Source organism: Marinitoga hydrogenitolerans DSM 16785, from assembly GCF_900129175.1.
In the GTDB taxonomy this organism is placed as follows: domain Bacteria; phylum Thermotogota; class Thermotogae; order Petrotogales; family Petrotogaceae; genus Marinitoga; species Marinitoga hydrogenitolerans.
Genome location: NZ_FQUI01000007.1, coordinates 1 through 21763 on the forward strand (window position 1 = coordinate 1; position 21763 = coordinate 21763).

At 29.2% G+C, this 21763-nt stretch carries 19 protein-coding genes and 2 pseudogenes; 10 read left to right on the forward strand and 11 right to left on the reverse strand.

All coding sequences use genetic code 11. The features are described 5' to 3' along the window. Positions 1-268: pseudogene (locus BUA62_RS03280) on the reverse strand (transposase family protein); the annotation flags it as partial. A gap of 81 nt (positions 269-349) precedes the next feature. Here BUA62_RS03280 and BUA62_RS03285 point away from each other — a divergent pair. Next, positions 350-805 (forward strand): annotated as a pseudogene (locus BUA62_RS03285) (VIT1/CCC1 transporter family protein); the annotation flags it as partial. Positions 806-860: 55 nt separating this feature from the next. Here BUA62_RS03285 and hpf read toward each other — a convergent pair. The 6 genes from hpf to BUA62_RS03315 form a co-directional block, all read right to left on the reverse strand. After that, entirely contained in the window at positions 861-1403 is a 543-nt protein-coding gene (gene hpf, locus BUA62_RS03290; RefSeq protein WP_072863416.1) for a ribosome hibernation-promoting factor, HPF/YfiA family, read from the reverse strand. A gap of 165 nt (positions 1404-1568) precedes the next feature. Next, the gene (locus BUA62_RS03295; protein ID WP_072863418.1) at positions 1569-3236 is read right to left on the reverse strand and encodes an ABC transporter permease; all 1668 of its coding nucleotides are present in this window, start codon (positions 3234-3236) and stop codon (positions 1569-1571) included. Positions 3237-3249: 13 nt separating this feature from the next. After that, positions 3250-4227, reverse strand: coding sequence for an ABC transporter permease (locus BUA62_RS03300; RefSeq protein ID WP_072863420.1), 978 nt, complete (start codon positions 4225-4227; stop codon positions 3250-3252). Positions 4228-4313: 86 nt separating this feature from the next. Further along, on the reverse strand, positions 4314-6056 hold the full coding sequence (locus tag BUA62_RS03305; RefSeq protein ID WP_072863422.1) for an ABC transporter substrate-binding protein: 1743 nt from the start codon (positions 6054-6056) through the stop codon (positions 4314-4316). Positions 6057-6075: 19 nt separating this feature from the next. Further along, positions 6076-7239: an ABC transporter ATP-binding protein gene (locus tag BUA62_RS03310; protein WP_072863424.1), complete on the reverse strand. Its 1164-nt coding sequence runs from the start codon at positions 7237-7239 to the stop codon at positions 6076-6078. Then, positions 7239-8264, reverse strand: a complete 1026-nt coding sequence (locus BUA62_RS03315; RefSeq protein ID WP_072863426.1) for an ABC transporter ATP-binding protein — start codon at positions 8262-8264, stop codon at positions 7239-7241. Before BUA62_RS03315 ends, BUA62_RS03310 begins: the two co-directional genes overlap by 1 nt. Before the next feature lie 144 nt (positions 8265-8408). On the opposite strand from BUA62_RS03315, the gene BUA62_RS03320 reads away from it, so the two are divergent. Beyond that, a complete protein-coding gene (locus tag BUA62_RS03320) occupies positions 8409-8639 on the forward strand; it encodes a S4 domain-containing protein (RefSeq protein WP_072863429.1) in 231 nt (76 codons plus the stop codon). Between the two features lie 2 nt (positions 8640-8641). On the opposite strand, the gene BUA62_RS03325 is transcribed toward BUA62_RS03320, so the two are convergent. Genes BUA62_RS03325 through BUA62_RS03335 form a run of 3 tightly spaced genes read right to left on the reverse strand, consistent with a single transcriptional unit; the run spans position 8642 to position 11633 of the window. Next, positions 8642-9871: a replication-associated recombination protein A gene (locus BUA62_RS03325; RefSeq protein ID WP_072863431.1), complete on the reverse strand. Its 1230-nt coding sequence runs from the start codon at positions 9869-9871 to the stop codon at positions 8642-8644. Positions 9872-9886: 15 nt separating this feature from the next. Next, entirely contained in the window at positions 9887-10753 is an 867-nt protein-coding gene (locus BUA62_RS03330; RefSeq protein ID WP_072863433.1) for a DegV family protein, read from the reverse strand. A gap of 4 nt (positions 10754-10757) precedes the next feature. Beyond that, a complete protein-coding gene (locus BUA62_RS03335) occupies positions 10758-11633 on the reverse strand; it encodes a DegV family protein (protein WP_072863435.1) in 876 nt (291 codons plus the stop codon). 105 nt (positions 11634-11738) lie between these two features. Here BUA62_RS03335 and BUA62_RS03340 point away from each other — a divergent pair, with 105 nt between their 5' ends. From BUA62_RS03340 to BUA62_RS03375, 8 genes are all read left to right on the forward strand, one after another. Beyond that, positions 11739-12347: a CBS domain-containing protein gene (locus BUA62_RS03340; RefSeq protein ID WP_072863437.1), complete on the forward strand. Its 609-nt coding sequence runs from the start codon at positions 11739-11741 to the stop codon at positions 12345-12347. 12 nt (positions 12348-12359) lie between these two features. Continuing rightward, entirely contained in the window at positions 12360-12977 is a 618-nt protein-coding gene (locus BUA62_RS03345) for an MBL fold metallo-hydrolase (protein WP_072863439.1), read from the forward strand. Positions 12978-13042: 65 nt separating this feature from the next. Beyond that, positions 13043-14503 carry a glycogen synthase gene (locus tag BUA62_RS03350; protein WP_072863441.1) on the forward strand — a complete coding sequence of 487 codons (1461 nt, stop codon included), beginning with the start codon at positions 13043-13045 and terminating at the stop codon, positions 14501-14503. 9 nt (positions 14504-14512) lie between these two features. Continuing rightward, positions 14513-15517 carry a galactose-1-phosphate uridylyltransferase gene (galT, locus tag BUA62_RS03355; RefSeq protein WP_072863444.1) on the forward strand — a complete coding sequence of 335 codons (1005 nt, stop codon included), beginning with the start codon at positions 14513-14515 and terminating at the stop codon, positions 15515-15517. Continuing rightward, positions 15514-16713 (forward strand): hypothetical protein, encoded by a 1200-nt coding sequence (locus BUA62_RS03360; RefSeq protein WP_072863446.1) that lies wholly within the window; start codon positions 15514-15516, stop codon positions 16711-16713. Before galT ends, BUA62_RS03360 begins: the two co-directional genes overlap by 4 nt. A gap of 176 nt (positions 16714-16889) precedes the next feature. Then, on the forward strand, positions 16890-18140 hold the full coding sequence (locus BUA62_RS03365; protein WP_072863448.1) for an ABC transporter substrate-binding protein: 1251 nt from the start codon (positions 16890-16892) through the stop codon (positions 18138-18140). A gap of 112 nt (positions 18141-18252) precedes the next feature. Next, complete coding sequence (locus tag BUA62_RS03370) at positions 18253-19149, forward strand: carbohydrate ABC transporter permease (protein ID WP_200782297.1); 897 nt, start codon at positions 18253-18255, stop codon at positions 19147-19149. A gap of 19 nt (positions 19150-19168) precedes the next feature. Beyond that, the gene (locus BUA62_RS03375) at positions 19169-20026 is read left to right on the forward strand and encodes a carbohydrate ABC transporter permease (protein ID WP_072863450.1); all 858 of its coding nucleotides are present in this window, start codon (positions 19169-19171) and stop codon (positions 20024-20026) included. Positions 20027-20058: 32 nt separating this feature from the next. Here BUA62_RS03375 and BUA62_RS03380 read toward each other — a convergent pair whose 3' ends face one another. After that, positions 20059-21762 carry an HD-GYP domain-containing protein gene (locus BUA62_RS03380; RefSeq protein WP_072863452.1) on the reverse strand — a complete coding sequence of 568 codons (1704 nt, stop codon included), beginning with the start codon at positions 21760-21762 and terminating at the stop codon, positions 20059-20061. Position 21763 lies beyond the last annotated feature (1 nt).

Sequence of the window (21763 nt, forward strand, 5' to 3'; positions counted from 1 at the left end):
CTTCTATTATTTTTATTCCATCTTCTGTTTTTATCCTTGGTACTCTCGCATGTATATATGTTTCATATTGAAATAAATTTAAATGTCTCCATGTCTTTTTGACTGTATCGTAGGCTCCATATCTCTTCCCGTTTATTTCAAATTTCGCTCCTCTTTTGAAATTTACATATATGTTTACTTTATTCCCATCTTGTTCTATTTTTTCTATTCTCCATGGTTCATTTATATTTAGTATTTTTTCAAAAAATCTTGGCAATTCATTTATCATTTTGGTCCTCCTCCTTTTTTCTTTCATTCCTATAATATCATATTTTTTCTTTTTTTACCCACTGTTTTTAGAAGAGAACCGGTTTTAGGTTTAAATGATGCATTAGTTGAATTAACTGGAACTCTAGCAGGGTTAACATTTGCATTTCAAAATTCAAGACTTGTTGCATTATCTGGTTTAATCACAGGAATAGCTGCATCATTTTCTATGGCAGCTTCAGAATACTTATCCCAAAAAGCTGATAAAAATTCAACAAATCCTCTTAAAGCATCTATCTATACGGGTATAGCTTATATAATTACTGTAACTTTACTTGTTATTCCTTATTTTATTTTTTCAAACCCTCTTATTTCTTTAGCATTTACAATTATAAATGCGATTATCGTCATAGTATTTTTCTCTTTTTTTGTTTCTGTTGTTCAGGAAAAAACATTCAAGTATTATTTTTTTGAAATGCTAATAATTAGTTTTAGTGTTATGCTTATATCATTTGGTATTGGTCTAATTGCACGATATTTTTTCAATATTGATGTATAAAATTTGAATATATAGAAAACATAAAGCGGGGAAATTATCCCCGCTTTATTTTATATTAACCTATTAATTCTATTAATCCTAAAGATCCGTCTTTTCTTTTATAAATCACATTAACCTCTTCTGAATCAGAATTTCTAAATACAAAAAATTCATGTCCTAATAATTCCAATTGCATAACTGCTTCTTCAAGAGAATACATATTTAAATCAAAACGTTTTCTTTTATCTATTTTACTAAAAATATCTTCTTCTTCAACAATATTTGTATTAATTTCTTTTAATGGATTGACTGCATCATGATTTTGTAATTTGTCTTTAAATTTTTTCAATTTTCTTTCAAATGCATCTGAAACTTTATCAATAACCTCATAGAGATCTGTTCCTCTTTCTTCTACCTTTAAAAGGCTGCCTTTGAATTTCAAATGAGATGTCACTTCAACTTTAAAAATCTCCCTTTCTTTTGTAACTCTGATGTCTGTTCCCATTAATAAATCATTATGTTTCTTGAAAACTCTGTCAATTTTTTCCATTCTTTTTTCTAAATAATCTTCTAATGCTTTTGTTAATTCGATGTTTTTCGTATATAATTTGTAATCCATACGAACACCTCCTTTGGACGTTCCCTATTATAATAATATCACTTTTTTTAAAAAAAGTCAAACTTTCTTAATATTTTCATAAAATATATAGCTTAGATAAAAAAATAGTTATTACATACATAAAAAGGCACCAATGGTGCCTTTTTATTAAATAACTCTAATTTATTAATGTCCTAATGCTCTTGGATCCAATGCATCCCTTATAGCATCACCAAATAAATTAAATGCAAGAACAGTTATAAATATAAATAATCCTGGTAACAATAACCATGGATAATTAGTTAATGCTGTAATATTCTGAGCTTGAGATAACATTAAACCCCAACTTGCAGAAGGTTCTCTAATACCTAATCCTAAGAAGCTAAGACCTGCTTCACCGAGAATATAACTTGGTATTGATAATGTTGCTGAAACTATAACATATGTTGCTGTATTTGGCAACAAATGTTTCCAGATTATCCTTCTAGAAGGATATCCTAATGCCACAGCTGCCTGTATAAATTCTGTTTCTTTTAAACCAAGCGTCATTCCTCTGATAACCCTTGTCATACCTGGCCATCCTATAAATGAAAGAATTACAATAATCAAAATGTACTTAACTGAAGGCGACAACTCAGATGGTAAAATTGCACTTAAAGATACCAATAAATAGAAACTTGGAATTGACATTAATATTTCCGTAAATCTCATTAATATTTCATCTATCCATCCACCAAAATATCCTGCAGTACCACCTAACATTAAACCTATTGTGAATGTTATTGCTATACCTAATAAACCTATTGTTAAGGAGACTCTACTTCCAAAAATTAACCTACTTATCATATCTCTACCAAATTTATCAGCACCCCATAAATAAATTATTCCATCTTTTGATGAATAATCTTCTGCTAAAAATGGTAATTTACTCTTCTCAACACCAAATAGATGCAAATTCCCTGGGATAAAACCTAGCCATTTATATTCCCAACCTTTTGTAAAAAATTTAATATTAAACTTTTTAAAATTAACTCCTTTAAAATTTTCCGGATAATATTCATAAACATCATTTTCTGTTTCAACTTCTATAACATCTAATGATACGTATTTCTTAAATTCTATAATATCTTTTGGTTTTAAATTATATCTGGCTAGATTAGCTTTTGTTTTATAATTTTCTTCAAAATAAAATGTTGATGCAATCCCTCTACTTTCAACACTGAGTAAAACTTCTTCTCCACTTAACAATGGAACTTGTTCAGCAGATATAAATCCTTCATCATTTTTACTCAATATTTTGTCTTTTATTCCTAATTCTTCAAAAGTCAATAATGGTTCTGTTTTTGTCTCTAAATCGATTTTATATTCTTTACCATCGTGAGTAACAGCAACTGTTTTATAATTTAAAACAAATTGATAGTTTGTAACTGTAGATTCAAAATCAGGATTATATTTCCCAATCTCTAAAACTGTTTCTTTTTCAATATCAAAATTCAAATCATCATATACTTTAAAATTTGAAAAATAGGTTGCTTCTTTAAACCTACTTTGAAAAGTAACAGGATCTTTTACTCTTTTATATAAATAAACATGTGGTGCAGAAAATTTACCTGTTTCATCTTTCCAAAAAACCTTCATTGGAGGTGCATATTTATATTGTATATGTTGGACCCTATAGTCCATCGGGGAAAGGAAATCTGCAAATATCGCTAATAAATATAATATTATTAAAACCCACATTGAAATAAGTCCAAATTTATGTCTTTTCAAAGCTCTCCAAACTAATTGAGGGGTAGATAAAAATTGTTTCTCAAATACATCCTGATTTTCTTGATTTTTAATTTCCTCAGCCATTATTTTCCCTCCATTATCCTAATCTTAAACGCACTCTTGGATCAACTGCTGCAAGCAATATATCTGCAATTAAATTACCAATAACCAATAACAATGAAGCAAGCATAATGTTAGCCATTATAACAAACATATCTTGTTGTAATAAAGACTCTATTATTAATTGCCCCATACCCGGCCATCCAAATACATTTTCCGTTAAAACTGCCCCTCCTAAAAGACCTGATATGGAGAAACCCAAAGCTGTTATAATAGGATTAATTGCATTTCTTAAAGCATGCTTGTAAATAACAACATTTTCCGGCATACCTTTTGCTCTTGCAAACTCTACATAATCCTGTTTTAACTCATCAAGTAATTGACCTCTCATAATTCTCATCGTTCCAGCTAACCCTGAGGTCCCAAGTGTAATCATAGGCCCAAGAACATGCCAAAATATATCCAAAAGTTTTTTCCATGTTGGAAACGAATCATAACCTAACGAAATAAATCCACCTACTGGAAAAATCCTTCCTCCAGTTCTTGCTGCAAAAAACAAAAATAGTAATGCAAAGAAAAAGTTTGGTATAGACAATCCTATGAAACCTAAAACTGCTACCAATTGATCACCAATACTATATTGATGTAAAGCCGCATATATACCCAGCGGGATACCTATCCCCCAGGTAAAAATGAATGTTGTAATACTCAATAATAAAGTTGCTCCAACCCTTCTCCATATCAAATCCCAAACAGGTATTTGATAAGTAAATGATTGACCCCATTCGCCCTGCAACATGTTTCTTAACCATAAAAAGTATTGAACAACTGGTGATTTATCAAGCCCAAATCGTTTTTCTAAAGTTTTTACTTGATCCGCACTTACTGCAGGATTAAGCCTATAACTATCCAAAAAATCACCAGGGGCTAAAAGAATTATCATAAACGAAACTACGGATACACCTAATAAAACAGGTATAGCCATTATAATTCTTCTGAGAATATATTTTAACATATTAAAAAGACCTCCTCACATTAATTTGAAAGGGAGTGGAGAAAACTCCACATTCCCCCACTCCCAATTGAAAATAAAATTAAATATTATTGATCTTTCCAGATATTCCAAGCTTTCCACAAAACGCCTGCTGCAGGATTTGGCTCTGGATTGAAAATATGTACTGTGTTTTTATATGCAATCAAATAATTTTGTGCTACTGTGTATACTAATACTTGATGTTCTGCTACTAACATTTGGAATTCATCAAATAATTTTCTTAATTCATCTTTATCAACTGTACTTACCTGCAATCTCATAATTTCATCTATTCTCTTTTCATATTCTGGTACAAAATAGTCAGCTTTTAATTCTTCATCATACATATTTGGTTTAACTTCTGGTGAATAATTCCAGAAATGTAATCCACCATCTAATCTCCATACATTCCATCCTGATGCAGGGTCTACACTACCTGTTAAACCTATAATAACAGCTTCCCAATCACCAGTAGATACTAATTTTCCAACTAATGCATTAAATTGCATTGGTGCAAAGTTTACGTCAATACCCAATTTTGATAAGTTTTCTTTTAAAATATTTCCGATTTCTTCCCTAACATTATTACCAGCATTTGTTGTTAATTCAAATTTAACCTGATTTCCATCTGCATCGTATAATTTTCCACCTTTTAATACAAATCCACCTTTTTTAAGTTCTCTTTTAGCCCTTGCTAAAGAGTATCTGAATCCTAAATCTTCAACTGCAGGATTATAGAATCCTGATGAAGGTGATACTGGTCCATATAAAGCAGCTCCTAAACCGTTATATAATACATCAATTAATGTTTGTTTATCGATAGCATAAGCTATAGCTCTTCTGAAATTATCATTTCTAAACCATTTTCTCTTTACAGGATCCTTTGCATTAAAGTTAAATGTTACAAAGTTTGAACCTAAGTTTGGACCACCTTGTCTTACAATCCAGCCTTTTTCTTCTGCCATTGCTCTAATTTCTGGGAATTCTTCAGCTGTTGGTGAATATATATCTGTTTCTCCAGCTTCAAACTTCAATCTTGCTGTGTTTAAGTCTTTAACTATAATATAGACAATTTGATCTACATATGGTAATTGTACTCCATTTTTATCTTTTCTATAATAATTTGGATTCTTTTCTAATACAACTCTAACTCCTTCTCTATACTCTTTTAAGATGAATGGTCCTGAAGATACAACTTTATCCATTTCTTTCAATGACCATGCTTCTGAAAATTTACCTTCTTCATAATATGGTTCTAAAACGTGTTTTGGTAAAATTTCTGTCCAACCAATTGATTCATGACCTCTTCTGAATTTTGAATTATAAACAAATTGAACTGTATAATCGTCTACTTTTACGATTTCTGGCAATTCATCATTTGAATCCATATAACCAGCATTTCCATTTGCTGTCATGTTTTCATCAAACCAAATTTTTTCAAATGACCAGATAACATCATCAATTGTTAATGGAACACCATCTGACCATTTTAACCCTTTTCTTAAAACATATGTATATACTGTCTTTCCATCTTCTGTAACCTTAGCAGAAAATTCTTTTGCTAAACCTGGTAATTCTGCTAAACCTTTGTTTGAAGAATGTACTAATGTGTCTAATACCCAACCGATAATATCTGTTGATGAAGTTTCTTGTGCCCATGCTGGATTCATTGTTTTTGGGCCAGATGTTGTACTCAAAAACAATGTTCCCCCTGGTTTCCCAGCTACATCTTCAATCGCCCAATCTACTTCTTCAGCAAACACAGCTAATGCTGTAACCAGAACAAACAATAAAACTAAAAGCTTCTTCATGCTACTCCCTCCCTTGATTTTAAGATTTTGGTTCATATTTATAACAACCTACAAAATGATTTTTCTCAACCTCAAAATAAGATGGATATTTTTTTGTACATGGTTCGAAAGCATATTTACATCTTGGTGAAAAGAAACAACCTTTAGGTCTATTAATTGGTGATGGAACCTGTCCTTTAATAATAAATTGTTTTCTGTCTCTTCTTTTCCTGGGATCTGGAACAGGTGCTGCATTTAACAAAGCCTCTGTATATGGATGCTTAGAATTATCAAAGATTTCATCCGAATTACCATATTCCACCATTCTTCCCAAATACATTATACCAACATAATTAGAAATAAATCTAACAACTCCTAAATCATGTGAGATAAATAAATATCCTGCATTTAATTCCACCTGTAAATCCTTTAACAACTTTATGATTTGTGCCTGAACAGATACATCAAGAGCAGAAGTTGGTTCATCTAAAATAATCAAATCTGGTTTTAAAATAGCTGCTCTTGCAACAGCAATTCTCTGTCTTTGACCACCAGAGAATTGATGAGGATATCTATCAACATGATATTTTTTCAACCCAACATTTACAAGTATTTCTTTAACAATATCGAATGCGTCATTTTTATTCTTTGCTATACCATGAAATATTAAAGGTTCAGATAATATATTCCCAACTGTCATCCTTGGGTTCAAAGAAGATGTTGGATCCTGAAAAACAATTTGCACTTTTCTTCTAAAATGCATTCTTTTTCCTTTTAAATCTGAAAGCATGTAATCTATAAATTTAGCTGGTCCATTTTTTATAAGAAATTCAAAATAAGGTTTTTTATAATCTGGTAATTCTTTTAAAAATTCTGACTCTGATTTTTTCTTTATTTCATTGTTCAAAACATCAATATAATGCCTCTTTAAATAATCTTTTGCTTCACTTCTTTTCATAAAAAAATAACTTGTATCTTTATCATCTATAAAAATTTCACCATCTGTTTGATTATAAAGTCTTAAAATCGTTTTACCAATAGTTGTTTTTCCACACCCAGACTCTCCAACAAGACCATATGTTTCTCCTTTTTCTAGAGAAAAGGTAACCCCATCAACCGCTTTAACATAACCAACCGTTTTTTCAATTATAAATCCATGTTTAATAGGAAAATATTTTTTTAATTCATTTACTCTTAAAAGCATTATTTATCTCCCTCCGTTCTTGTGTCCAAAATAGGATTCCAACATCTTACAAAATGCCCGGGTTCAACTTCTTGTAACGTTGATAATTCCTTTTTACATCTATCAGTCGCTTTTGGACATCTTGGTAAAAATGGACACAATGATGGGGGATCTAACATAATCGGTGGTTGCCCTGGAATTGGTTCCAGATCTTCCTTTTTGGCATCATGTCTTGGAATACAATTAAGTAACATATTAGTGTATGGATGTGTTGGTTTTTCAAAAATAGTATTTACATCAGCCATTTCCATTTGCATACCACCATACATAACCATAACTTTATCAGCAATTTCTGCTACAACAGATAAATCATGTGTGATATATATCATAGCAGTATTGAAATCATTTTGCAAATCCTTCATTAATTCTAAAATTTGTGCTTGAATTGTAACATCTAATGCCGTAGTTGGTTCATCAGCTATTAACAATTCTGGATTACAGGATAAACCAATAGCTATAACAATTCTTTGTCGTTGACCCCCAGAAAATTGAAAAGGATAATCATCAATTCTTTTATCTGCATTGGGGATTCCAACCTTCTTTAGAAGATTTATAGCCCTTTTTCTTGCTTCCATTTCTGATACATTTTGATGATACATTATAGTTTCAATCATTTGGTCTGCTACAGTATACATAGGGTTTAAAGAAGTCATAGGATCCTGGAAAATCATGGCAATATGTCTTCCTCTGATCCTAGTAAATTGATTGTATGGAAGTTTAACCAAATCTACATATTCCTTTTTTCCATCTTTACTGAACTCATCTGTATAAAAAAGAATCTTTCCTTCTGGAATATACCCTGGTTTTTTTATAAGTCCCATTATAGTTTTCATTGTTACACTTTTCCCAGAACCTGTTTCACCAACAACACCAAGAGATTCATTTTTATTTAAAGTAAAAGATACGCCGTTAACTGCCTTAACTGTTCCCTCAGCTATGTCGAAATATGTTTTCAAGTTTTCTACTATAAGAACTGGCTCAGACAACTCTATCACCTCATAATTTATTATTAAATTTATTGTAATTGATAATTATTGCTAAATATATTATAATTGTTTTAAAGCAACATGTCAAGTATTAAGATAATATTTTTATTTACAATTATGAAAAAAATTTCATGGGGGTGTAATATGAGATTAGATAAATTTCTAAAAGTCAATAAAATTATTAAAAGACGCACTATTGCAAATGATTTAGCAAAAGCTGGAAAAATTTTTAAAGATGGTAAACCTTTAAAGCCATCTTATGAAGTCAAGGTAGGAGATACTATTTGCATTTTATTATACAATAAAAAAATTATTTTCAAAGTGTTAGAAGAACACAAAATCGAGATTTTACAGGTAATAAATGTGAATAAATAAATTTAATACTCTTTAACTCCGTTCCATAACTTTTTTAATCTTTGTTTTATTTTGCCTTCAAATCCTATATTTTTTGGTATATAAAACTGAAATTCTTTTAAAATTTCTGGCAAATATGTTTCTTTAACGAATCCATTAAAATCATGAGGATATTTATAACCTTTACCATAACCTTTATTTTTCATCCATTTTGTAACTGGATTCCTTAATTTCATAGGTATATCAAATTTCATATTAATATACTTTTTTGCTTCAAAATAAGCCTTTGTCGAGTTTGATTTTGGAGCAGCGGATAAATATAATGTTGCTTCACTAAGTGGATATACACATTCTGGATAACCAATTTCCTTTGTTGCTAAAAATGCAGAAACTGCTATATTTATTGCCATTGGATCAGCAAGTCCTACGTCTTCAGAAGATAGTATTATGAGTCTTCTGGCTATATATAAAGGATCTTCACCATTTTCAAGCATATATGATAGATAAAAAATTGCCGCATCTGGATCACTGCCTCTGATGCTTTTTATAAAAGCGGAAATTGCATCGTATTTATCTTCTTTGGAATATCCAAAAGATGTCAGTATTTCTTTAAATGAATGTGGTGTTATATCTTTTATACCCATATCAATTAGTGCTTCTATTGTGTTGATTATTCTTCTTACATCATAATTAAAAAAACTTTTTAGATTAATGCTTAAATCATCTGAAAATTTTATCTCTTTATACATATTTTTTAATCTTCTTAATAATTCTTCTATTTCTTTTTCAGATAAAGGGGTAATTTCAAATGTTAATATCCTTGAAAGCAATGCAGGATTAACAGAAAATGATGGGTTCTCTGTAGTTGAACCCACCAATATTAAATCTCCCTTTTCTACGTGTAATAACAAAACATCCTGCTCCGCTTTATTTAGTCTGTGTATCTCATCAACAAATAAAACCGTTTGTTTTTTAAATAGTGGATTTTCAGTATTTGAAATGATATTTTTTAATGTTTTTGCACCTTCTAATGCCCCAGAAATTTTATATATATCATACTTTCGATTGTCTAATTCATTTAAAAAAGCGGAAATAACTGTTGTTTTACCAGAACCAGGAGGGCCATAAATAACAAATGATTTTATCTTATTCATATTTATCCAGCTTTTTAATATCTTTTTTAATTTTTCATTTCCCAAAACTTCATTTAAATCTTTTGGCCTTAATCTTTCATATAATGGTATATTATTCAATTTCTATACCCCGCTTTAATCAACAATTATTGCACCAATCCCATACATATCCGGTCCTGCGTGAACCAATAATGTACTTGAAAGTTTTCCAACAAAAACTTCCATGGTGTTTTCTAACTCCATAATTTTCTTATAAACATCATTTTGTAATTTTTCTATTTCTTTTGATGCTCCACTTATATAAACTGCCGCTAAATACTTGTTATTATCCACAAACTTTAAAAATTCATTATAAACCCTCTTATACGCTTTTTTTAATCCTCTTACTTTTGTTACTGTATAATAAATACCTTCATCGCTATTTGATATAATAGGCTTAATATTCAATAATTCTCCAATTTTTGCTGATACTTTACCTATCCTTCCACCTTTTGCTAAATATTGTAATGTTGGAATTACAAAGAATATTTTGGATTTTTTCGCATTTTCTTTTCCCCATAAAGCAACTTCTTCAAAAGACTTTCCTTCTTCAAGCATCTTTATTGATCTATAAGCTACCAAACCTGCCCCTATAGATATGTTTAATGTATCTATATTCTCTATTTCAACATCTGTATATTCTTCTTTGATTTTATTAGAAACAAGTCTGAAAAGGTTATATGTTCCACTCATGCTTCCTGAAATATTAAATGTTAATATTTTTTTTATTCCACTGTTTATAAACTCTTTTATTGCTTTTTCAATTTTTTCAGGATTTGGTAAAGATGTCTTCACTTCACTATCGTTCAACCGTTCAATTAAAAATTCTTCACTTATTGTACCTTCTTCATATTCTTTACCATTAATGATTATTCTTAATGGAACAACTTTTATGTTATATTTTTCTATAATATCTTTTGGGATGTCTGTACCTGAATCAACAATAAAACCAACTTTTTCCATAAAATCAACCTCCAACACTTAATTTTAATACGCCAATCCCTATTAATCCGGGGCCAGTATGAGCAGACAATGTACTTGAAACCTTTCCTCTAAAAACTTCTATAGATTTATTAATAGAATTTAATCTTGATATTAACTCATTTTGCATATTTATTAGCCTATCACTATTGCCACTAATTACAACACCAGCAATAAAATTTTGATTATTTATAAATTTTAAAATTTGATTATATAATTCTTCTATAGATTTATTAAATCCTCTAATCTTTGAAACTGTATAATATATTCCCTCGTCGTTAACTGAGATTATTGGTTTAATATTCATTATTTGGCCTAACATTGCAGAAACCTTTCCTATTCTCCCACCTCGAGCAAGATATTTTAATGTAGGCACAACATAAAACACTGTCGCATTTTTTATATCTGTATTTATCAAATCTATAATTTCATCAAAATCCTTTCCTTCTTCTATATATTGAGCAGCTCTATATACCACTAATGCTGAGCCTATAGAAATATTCAAAGAATCTATATTAACAATTTGTATTGTATCATTTTCTTTCATAATTCCATCTGAAATCATTTTAAAAAGATTGTATGTTCCGCTTAAATTTTTTGATATATTAATAGTAATAATTTTATTATATCCTTTTTCAATCATAGTTTCTATTGTATTTTTAATTTTTTCTGGTTTAGGTAACGAAGTTGCTATTTTTTCATCTAAATGTTCAAAAAGATATTCCTCAGAAAATGTTCCTTCATCATATTCTTTATCATTAATAATCGTCCTTAATGGAACAACTTTTATATTGTCGAATCTTTCTAAAATTTCTTTTGGTACATCACAACCAGAATCCACAATAATACCTATTTTTTTCATTTTAACCCCCCCAAACAAATATTGAGTTTTTTATATAGTTTAATTATAGCACAAAATTTATTGTTTTTGGTGTATAATATAAGAAAAGAGTGAAGGAGGCTTTTTATGTACGTAAAATTATGGATGAAAAATTCTTTTAATACATTACATGCAACTAACACTGTTGACGACGCTATAAAGCTTTTTTTTGAAAAAGACGTTGAAATTGTTTTAATAATAAGAAAAAACGGAACTTTACTTTCATCCATACGGCGTGAAGATATCGCTGTCCTAATGGAATACAATAGTGAAGACCCATTAATAGACGTGCTTGATCCAATAGAAGATTTTTTATATGAAGATGATTTAGTTGAAGACGTTTTGCTAACAATGTTGGAAACAAATTATAAAGTATTACCTGTTGTTGATTATGATATGAAACCCGTAGGTTTATTTGGTTTTCATGAATTGATTAAAGCCATGGTAAATATAACTGCTCTCAATGAAACAGGTACAAAAGTTATTTTAACACTAACCGACAAACCTGGTGAACTAAAAAAAATAGTTGAAACTATCAGTAATAATAGTTTAAATATCCTCTCAATGACCACATGTAAAATAAACAAAAACAGAAGAATGTTATCTATAAAATTATCCTTAAAAGACGTTAATATTGTATCATCTATATTGGACGAAAATAATATCGAATATGATGGTATATATGAAGAAGCTTAAGGAGGTTCAAGAATGAGATTTAAGACCATATTAGACGGCGGATTACTAACTATAACAGGAAGAGTTCATGGTACATTTTCATCTGTTTTTTTATTAGAAGATGAAAAAAGAAAAATATTAATAGACCCCAGTCATGTTCATGTAATACAGGATATAGAATCCAATCTAGACATATCTCCTGACGAAATCACAGATATTGTACTAACTCACGTTCATTTAGACCATGCCTATAATTCTATTTTTTTTCCAAAAGCCACAGTAAGAATTCATGAAAATTATAAAGGAAAAAATTATAGAAACTTTGGTCCATTAATTGGCCAAGCCTATCAGCAAATAATAAATTCATGGGAAAACCGTGTTAAAACTTTTAAAGATAATGATGTTTTATTTAATTCAATACAGATAATATACACACCTTATCATTCTAAAGAGCATGTTTCGCTATTTATCAAGTCTGATAACATGGGAAATCTTTTCTTGCCTGGAGATATTTGTATGACAAAAATTGATTTTTATGATATTATGAGAAACTTGAGAACTGATAAAGTTGCTGAAATTGTTAAAAAATGGAGTGAAAAGTCTGATTATGTGCTTTTCACACATGATACTCCATATAAAATAAAAAAATAAAATACTCAACAATATCCATACATAATTTAATGTATGGGATTTTGTAATAAAAAGGTGGTGGAAAAATGAATGTAACGATGGTTTCATATGAAGTTGATCCGTTTGCAAAAGTTGGAGGATTAGCTGATGTTGTTGGAACTTTACCAAAATTTTTAAAAAAAATCGTTGATAAAATCAATGTTATTATGCCTTTCCATAAAGTTGTCGAAGAAAATATAAAAAAATATAACCTTCCTTTAGAAAAAGTCGCTGAAGATTTATATCCAATTAGTCATTCCTTTAAATACCCATTCTCTGTTTACAAATCCCATTTGCCAGATACTGATATACCTATATATTTTATAAAAAACGAAAACCTTTTTTCCACAAAAGATATATATGAATATCCAAATAAAGAACATCAAACTTCATATTTTTCCGATTGCGTTTTATCCTTTATAAAAAATTATCTTTCAGATACTGAAATAATACATATAAATGATTGGCAAACTTCCTTAATATCCGTATATTTGAAGAATAATTATCGAGATGATCCAATATTATCAAAAACATCTACAATTTTAACTATACACAACCTGGGATATCAAGGAATCTTTCCTCCAGAAATTTTAAACATATCCGGTCTCCCTGGTTATTTATATAATATAGATGCTCTGGAATTTTTTGGACAAATAAATTTTCTAAAGGGCGGCATCCTTTTCAGCGATATTATTAATACAGTTAGTAAAACTTATGCGGAAGAAATACAAACAGAAGAATATGGTTATAAACTTGATGGTGTATTAAAGGTAAGAAATGATGATTTATATGGTATTTTAAACGGCATTGATTATAATATATTTAATCCAGAAACAGATAAATCAATTCCTTATAACTTTAATAAAGACAAATTAGAAAATAAAAACAAAAATAAAGTTTATCTCCAAGAAAAGCTTGGCCTTCCAAAAAACGAAAATGTTCCTATTTTAAGCTTTATTGGTAGAATTGTTGAACAAAAAGGTATCGATTTAATTTCAGAAATTCTTGATTATTTAACCTTATTAGATGTCCAAATAATTATTCTCGGAACTGGTGAAAAACGATATGAAGATTTATTAAGCAAATATCAGAATAAATATCCAAAAAAATTATCAATAAATATAAAATTTGATAAAGATTTAGCGCAATTGATTTATGCTGGAAGTGATATATTTATAATGCCTTCAAAATATGAACCATGCGGCTTAGGGCAAATGTATGCCATGAGATATGGCACAATACCTATTGTAAGATATACTGGTGGCTTAGCTGACACTGTAAGGGAATTTTCATGTGAAACATTATCTGGAACAGGTTTTGGTTTTTATGAATACTCTTCTTCTAATTTATTAATAAAAATTTTAAAATCTATTCATCTATATAATAGAGAAAAAAACTGTTGGAAAAAACTCATTACTAACGCAATGAATGAAGATTTTTCGTGGAATAAATCTGCTGATGAATATCACTATATATATAAAAGAGCTTTATCCAAAAAAAGGTTTTAGGAGGCAATTATGCCAGAATATAGAAAAGATCCTATTACAAACAGATGGGTAATTATATCTTCAGAAAGATCAAATAGGCCCATAGAAAAAGCAGAATTAACCACCTCAACAAGTATTTTTTGCCCCTTTGACAAAGGAAATGAACATTTAACTCCACCAGAAATTCTGGCTTTTAAACCTCAAAATTCTAAACCAAATGATGAAAATTGGTGGTTACGTGTTGTTCCGAATAAATTTCCTGCAGTTACCCAAGAAAAACCACCAATTATCAAAAAAAATGGAATGTATTTTTCAATTGATGGTTATGGTTATCATGAAGTAATCATAGAAACTCCAAACCATAATACAACCATTGCTTATATGAATGATTTCGAAGTTGAAGAAATTATATGGGCATATCTTCAAAGATTTAATGAAATAAAAAAAGATAAAAAAATAAAATATGTTCAAATCTTTAAAAATTATGGTCCAAATGCTGGCGCATCATTACCTCATCCTCATTCACAGTTAATAGCCACACCAATAATTCCAATATTCATCGAAGAAGAACTAAAAGGCTCTAAAGCATTTTACAATATCAAAAAAGAATGTATTTTTTGTTCAATTATAAACCAAGAAAAAAAAGAAAATGTCAGAATAATAGAAGAAAATAATAATTTTATTTCTTTTGAACCTTTTGCTCCACGATTTCCATATGAAACGTGGATAATCCAAAAAGAGCATAATTCAAACTTTGGAAATTTAGATATTCATTTAGTAAAAGACTTTGCAAAAATTCTAAAAAATACACTATTAAAATTAAATAGATTGTTAGGAATTTTCCCTTTTAATTATATGATTCACACATCTCCATTTGATAATCTCAATAATTCATATTATCATTGGCATTTGGAAATTATTCCAAGATTAACAAACGCTGCTGGATTCGAATGGGGATCAGGTTTTTTCATTAACTCTGTTTCACCAGAAAATGCAGCTCAAAATTTAAAATCTTTAGAGGAGGGATTTTTATGAAAAAAACTTTTATGATTGTACTTGTATTTTTATTTGTGATTACAGCCTTTTCATCATTTTACGTAAGACCATTCTTTAATACAGTAAAAGAAAACGGTCAGGATTATTTAACCTATTCTATAACAGGTGTCTTTGAAAATCAAAATTTTGGTATAGGTCTCGGTTTAAATGCTTATCAAACGGAAATTGGTGGTCCTTTATATTACGGAAAACCTGGAATGGAAGAAACAACAGATGTTTTAAGCGGGTTAACCATTAATCTTTTAAAATTAAGAGTGGGTCCTTTATATTTTAGATATGGCATGTCTTTCCCAAAAACTGTGGGTTTAGGAATGTTAATGTATAACTATACAAATAATTTCCAGAATGCTCTTGATCTCGGTATAATCTCATCAGCTGCAAATATTGAAATACATGTACCATATTCTTTAGATTCTCTTATGCCTTTTACATATAATCAAACTGCATTTTTATACTATGGTATTTTAAAAACAAGATTAGGTTTTATAAATATTGAAACACTTGCAGGTAAAACAATGAAAAAAAATGAAGTTGAACCTCTAAGAGATGACTTATTAGGTAGTGTTTCTGCATATTTAGGTGGCGGTGTTCTAAAACTTGGCGGCGAAATAGGATATATTAACTCAACATTTGATTCAACAACATTAACAGGATATGGCGCTGGAGTAGGTGGAATACTAAACCTTGGAGTTTTAACAATTAAAGCTCTTCCTGTTGTTTTGCAAATGCCGTATTATAAACTTGGTTTTGTAAATGCCAACTACGAAAATAATTTAGAGGATACAAATAATTATAATGAATTATTATCATATTCCGATACAAGACTTGGAGGTATTGGTGAATTACAATTAACTTTGGGAAATTTATTAAAAGCTAATGCAAGGTTAAATTATGATTTAACCACAGATTTTGAAATTTTAAATCCTGAACTTAATGGATCTTTGCAGGCTAAAATACCTTCAGAACAATTCCCACTAATAATAGTAGGAAAATATTATAAACCTATGAAAAACTTAGATGAATTATCAAGTTTGTTAGATGAAAATACATCTGCAGAACTTTCTATAGGTTATCCTATTTCAAATGGTTTATTCATGCTATATACAAAATATTATGATAATGCTTCTGATGAATTTAAAGATAAAATAGAATTCAGTGTAATTGCTGATTTTTAATAATTAACTAAATTTATTTGTTATTATTGTTTTTTTTCTTAAATTTTTTTCATTTTTTGACTACATACTTTTTAAGTGTTAGTTTTTTAAAATTTAAAAAATGTGTTATAATCGAAACAGATTTGTTTTTACAAATTAACGAAAACGGTTGCGCAAATGAAAGGGAGGGTGTTAGCATGAAAAAATTATTAGTATTATCTCTAGTTATTTTAATGGCTGTTATTGGTATGAGTGTGAAAATTACTATGGCTGCTGGTGCTGTTGGAAGAGAATTAGAAGTATTAATGAACCAGATTAAAGCTTTCAATAAAATTTACCCAGACATCGAAGTTCAACTTTTGCCTATGCCAAATAGTTCTACAGCAAGACATGATTTATACGTTACATATTTAGGCGCTATGACATCAGATCCAGATATTTTAATGATCGATGTTATCTGGCCTGCAGAATTTGCTCCATTTGTAGCTGATTTAACCGATGATTATGATTATTTTGAATTGGATAAATTTTTACCTGGTACAGTAAAATCTGGTACCGTTCAAGGTAGAATAGTGGCTATTCCATGGTTTACAGATGCAGGATTATTATATTATAGAAAAGATTTATTAAAGAAATATGGTTATGATGTTCCACAAACATGGGAAGAATTAAAAACAGTTGCTGCAGATATTTCTTCCAAAGAAAAAATAAATGGTATGTTGTTTCAATTAGCTCAATATGAAGGTTTAGTTTGTGATGTTGCAGAATTTGTTCATTCCTACGGTGCCGATTTCTTAGACGCTAATGGAAAGGTTATTATAGGAGATCCTGACAATCATGCAAGATTAGTAAAAGCATTGACAATGTTAAAGAGTTTTATTGACGATGGTGTTGCTCCTAAAGGCGTTTTAACTTATATGGAAGAAGAAACAAGAAGACCTTTCCAAAACGGAGAATCAGTATTTTTAAGAAATTGGCCATATGTTTGGTCATTAGCTAATGACCCAAAACAATCAAAAATTGCTGGAAAAATTGGCGTTGCTCCATTACCAAAAGGTGACATTGAAGGCGGAAGACATTCAGCTACGTTAGGTGGATGGATGTTAGCTATAAACAATTATTCATCAGATGCAGAAAAAGATGCTGCAAAAAAATTCATTAAATTCTTAACTTCATATGATCAACAACTATACAAAGCAATGAATGCTGGCCAAAACCCAACAAGAAAAGCTGTATATTCAGATCCAAAATTAAAAGAAGCTGCTCCTTTCATGGTTGAACTTTATAATGTATTCATCAATGCTGAACCAAGACCAATTACCCCATTATATACAGAAGTTTCTGATGCTATTCAAAGACAAATTCACAGCTTCTTAATAGGTAAAAAAGACGTAGAAAAAGCTTTAAATGATTTAGAATCTGAATTAAAAATGATAACTGGACAATAATATTTTAAGTTTTAACCGGGGGGTAATTCCTCCGGTTAAAATTTTATAAATAATTTTTTATAAATAATTTTTTATTTTAAGATTGTCTTCAGTTTTAAGAGGAGGTGTCCTTTTGAGCACAAAAATTAAAATAAAATATAAAAAGAAAGAATTATGGCTTGGATTTTGGTTAATTGTACCTGCATTATTAGCTATTTTCATAACTGCATTTTTTCCTCTATTAAAAACATTTTGGGATAGTTTTTTCTCATTTGGACTAAGACCTGGTATTCCCAAAGAGTTTATTGGTTTTGATAATTATATTAGATTACTAAATGACACAAGGTTTATGACAAGTTTAACAAATACTCTTATTTTTACTGGCATTTCTGTTTCACTGGAATTTATGTTAGGTTTAATAACCGCATTAATATTAAATGCCGATTTCGCTTTAAGAGGACTTGTTAGAGCTGCAATACTAATCCCTTGGGCTATACCCACATCAGTTTCATCACAAATGTGGAAATGGATGTATAATGATCAATATGGTATTATTTCACAAATATTATACAATCTTGGATGGTTAGCTCCAGGAACCCCTATCTTAAGTGGAAAATGGCCATCTATGTTTGCTATTTTAGCTGTTGATGTTTGGAAAACTGCTCCTTTCATGGCTTTACTTTTGTTAGCTGGCCTCCAAACAATACCATCTGAACTTTACGAAGCCGCAAGAATTGATGGTGCTTCTGGCTGGAAGCAATTCACTAAAATAACTTTACCAATATTAAAACCCACAATAGCTGTAGCTTTAATATTTAGAACATTAGATGCTTTAAGAGTTTTTGATATTTTCTATATTATGAATAAATCTGTGGAAACATTAGCTGTTTATAATAGACATATATTAATGGATAGAGCCTTTACTGGCGCATGGTTTGGATATGGCTCAGCTATTTCTGTGGTTATATTTTTGTTGATTAGCATTTTTGCTATAATCTACATTAGATCATTAAACTTAAAGTTTGATTGATCTAAAGGAGGAATAAAATATGGATTTAATAAAATCGTATAAAACAAAAAAGAAAATTGGCACTGTTATTTTATATATTCTGGTTATTATTATGCTTATTTTTTATATTTTTCCGTTTTATTATGCTATAACCTCCTCTATAACACCAAATTCAGAATTATTTTCTAGAGATATTAAATTATTTCCAAAACACCCTACCTTTAAAAATTATATATTAGTTTTTACAGAAAGGCCTTTTTATCAAAATATCATTAACTCTGTTATAGTTGCAGGAGCAACTACAATATTATCTTTAATATTTGGAGCATTTGCTGGATATGCTGTTGCAAGACTGAAAATACCTGGAAAAGTATTGATAATGTCTATGATTCTTGCTGTTAGTATGTTCCCTCAGGTTTCGATATTAGGTGCTTTATTCCAAATATTAAGAAGTATGAAATTAATAAATACATATCCTGGATTGATTTTACCATATATCGCTTTAAATTTACCTTTAACGACATGGATATTGCATAACTTTTTTAAAGATATTCCCATCTCTATTGAAGAATCTGCTGCAATTGATGGCTGTTCAAAATTTATGACATTATGGAGAATAATAATTCCATTATCTGCTCCTGGTCTTGTTACAACAGGTTTGTTAACCTTTATTGCCGCCTGGAATGAATTCTTATTTGCATTAACCTTTATGCAATTACCTGAAAAATATACTGTACCTGTAGCTATCGCCATGTTTTCCGGAAAAACATTCTATGAACTTCCATGGGGTCAATTAATGGCAGCTGCTGTAATAGTTACAGTTCCATTGGTCGTTTTAGTATTAATTTTCCAAAAGAAAATAGTTGCTGGTTTAACAGCAGGTGCAGTAAAAGGCTAAAAATAAAATCCCCTAAAAAGGGGATTTTATTTTTATTTATAAATTTCAGAAACTCCACCAACAGTTCTTATTGATGATTGTCTTCTAAATATTATTCTATATATCGCTGACTGCAATCTTTCAGGCAATTCAAAAAATTTCGCTTCATATTGACTGTGATACAAAAGTTTCTTTTTGGATATTAACGTTGCAGGAACAAATAATTTTTCACCAAATTCTTCAATATATAACATTATTACATCATCTTGCTTAAAGATATCATTTTCATTCTCTATTGTAAATATTATTCCTTCTGCACCAAAAACCTTACATCTTGCTGACTTCATTTTTGATTTTAATACATTCCACATAACAGGAGTTAATTTTTCTCTTAAAATTGGAGTGATTTCGTTTTTATGACCAATTAAAAATTCAAAACTCCAAAAAACTTTTAATTTCGATTTTTTTGATTCTCTTTTTTCAATAACTTTAATAACATAACCATATGGATTTTTTAAAATAACTTGAGCCTTTGCAATTAAAGGAAAATCCTTTGTTGTAATTTTTACTTTTAAAATAGATCCTACATTTATTTGTTCTATAGTTCTTACGTTAACATACAATGTATCACCCATAACCTTTTCGATAACTCCTGTTAATTCTATTAATTCTTCTCCTAATCCTTCATATCTTAAATTAATTGTTCTGGATTGCAATATTAATCCCCAAAATTTACCATTATCAAATTCTGTATAATAAATTTTTAATGCTTCAATTGCTGCATTAACAACATTTTTATCATATAACCTTCCAGAATTTTTTTCCATATGTTCAATTATACTTTTAGTCTCTTCTTTTCCTGAAAGAACCATTTCTCCATCTATATAATTGGCAATAATTAATACATTATCTTCTAAACTCAAATCTTTTTTCTTTAAATATCCCGTCCCACTCATATTTTCATGATGATTCAAAGCTAAATCAACATATGGTTTCATTAAAACATTTCCAAAAAACATTTCTTCAAGTCTTTTTAAATGGACACTTATTAATGGGTCTTTTTCTTTTGAATCTACATTTTCTATATATTCAGCCAATACTTTTTCTGAAAACCATATATAACCAAGGTCATGTATAAATGAGGCTATTTGCAATTTATACAAACTATCTTCATCTAAACCTAATAATGCACCTATAATACCTGTCAAATCTGAAACTCTTAATGTATGTTCATACAAAACTTCAGAATGGTTTTGAAGCAAAGTGAGATAATTTTTAATAAAAGCATTTATAGTATATTTTGTATATTTATTAAAATAAATAGCATCTATATTTTTTTCAAATACAGATATAAATCTTAGAAATATATCTTTTTTATCTATATTAAAATTACCCTTTGAGATTAAATAAAAAAATCCATAATTTTTTCCTTTCTCTGGTAATAATATTGTTTTTATAACAAAATCATCAAATCTATTATTGATTAAAAAAGAAAATTCATTGGAAAATGTAACTTTGAAATTCGATTCTCTCTTTTCTTCAAAAACATCATACATTTTTTTTGGAACAGCAAAAATAACGTCTTCTGAATTGTTGAAATATTCTTTGTTTAAATTATCAAATGTGAATATATTTAGAAAGCTTGTACCTTCTAAATTTACAGCTAATCCTATAAATATTTCCTGATTTTGAAATAATGTTCTGGAATATATATTTATAGCTCTTTTAATAATTTCTATATTAAAAATTCTAATCACC

Bases quoted from the DNA above. Each gene is read 5' to 3' on its own strand.
- BUA62_RS03375 (WP_072863450.1), top strand. From the start codon at position 19,169: ATGGATTTAATAAAATCGTATAAAACAAAAAAGAAAATTGGCACTGTT.
- BUA62_RS03320 (WP_072863429.1), top strand. From the start codon at position 8,409: ATGAGATTAGATAAATTTCTAAAAGTCAATAAAATTATTAAAAGACGC.
- BUA62_RS03340 (WP_072863437.1), top strand. From the start codon at position 11,739: ATGTACGTAAAATTATGGATGAAAAATTCTTTTAATACATTACATGCA.
- galT (WP_072863444.1), top strand. From the start codon at position 14,513: ATGCCAGAATATAGAAAAGATCCTATTACAAACAGATGGGTAATTATA.
- BUA62_RS03365 (WP_072863448.1), top strand. From the start codon at position 16,890: ATGAAAAAATTATTAGTATTATCTCTAGTTATTTTAATGGCTGTTATT.
- BUA62_RS03305 (WP_072863422.1), bottom strand. From the start codon at position 6,056: ATGAAGAAGCTTTTAGTTTTATTGTTTGTTCTGGTTACAGCATTAGCT.
- BUA62_RS03345 (WP_072863439.1), top strand. From the start codon at position 12,360: ATGAGATTTAAGACCATATTAGACGGCGGATTACTAACTATAACAGGA.
- BUA62_RS03350 (WP_072863441.1), top strand. From the start codon at position 13,043: ATGAATGTAACGATGGTTTCATATGAAGTTGATCCGTTTGCAAAAGTT.
- hpf (WP_072863416.1), bottom strand. From the start codon at position 1,403: ATGGATTACAAATTATATACGAAAAACATCGAATTAACAAAAGCATTA.
- BUA62_RS03300 (WP_072863420.1), bottom strand. From the start codon at position 4,227: ATGTTAAAATATATTCTCAGAAGAATTATAATGGCTATACCTGTTTTA.
- BUA62_RS03360 (WP_072863446.1), top strand. From the start codon at position 15,514: ATGAAAAAAACTTTTATGATTGTACTTGTATTTTTATTTGTGATTACA.
- BUA62_RS03295 (WP_072863418.1), bottom strand. From the start codon at position 3,236: ATGGCTGAGGAAATTAAAAATCAAGAAAATCAGGATGTATTTGAGAAA.
- BUA62_RS03310 (WP_072863424.1), bottom strand. From the start codon at position 7,239: ATGCTTTTAAGAGTAAATGAATTAAAAAAATATTTTCCTATTAAACAT.
- BUA62_RS03330 (WP_072863433.1), bottom strand. From the start codon at position 10,753: ATGGAAAAAGTTGGTTTTATTGTTGATTCAGGTACAGACATCCCAAAA.
- BUA62_RS03335 (WP_072863435.1), bottom strand. From the start codon at position 11,633: ATGAAAAAAATAGGTATTATTGTGGATTCTGGTTGTGATGTACCAAAA.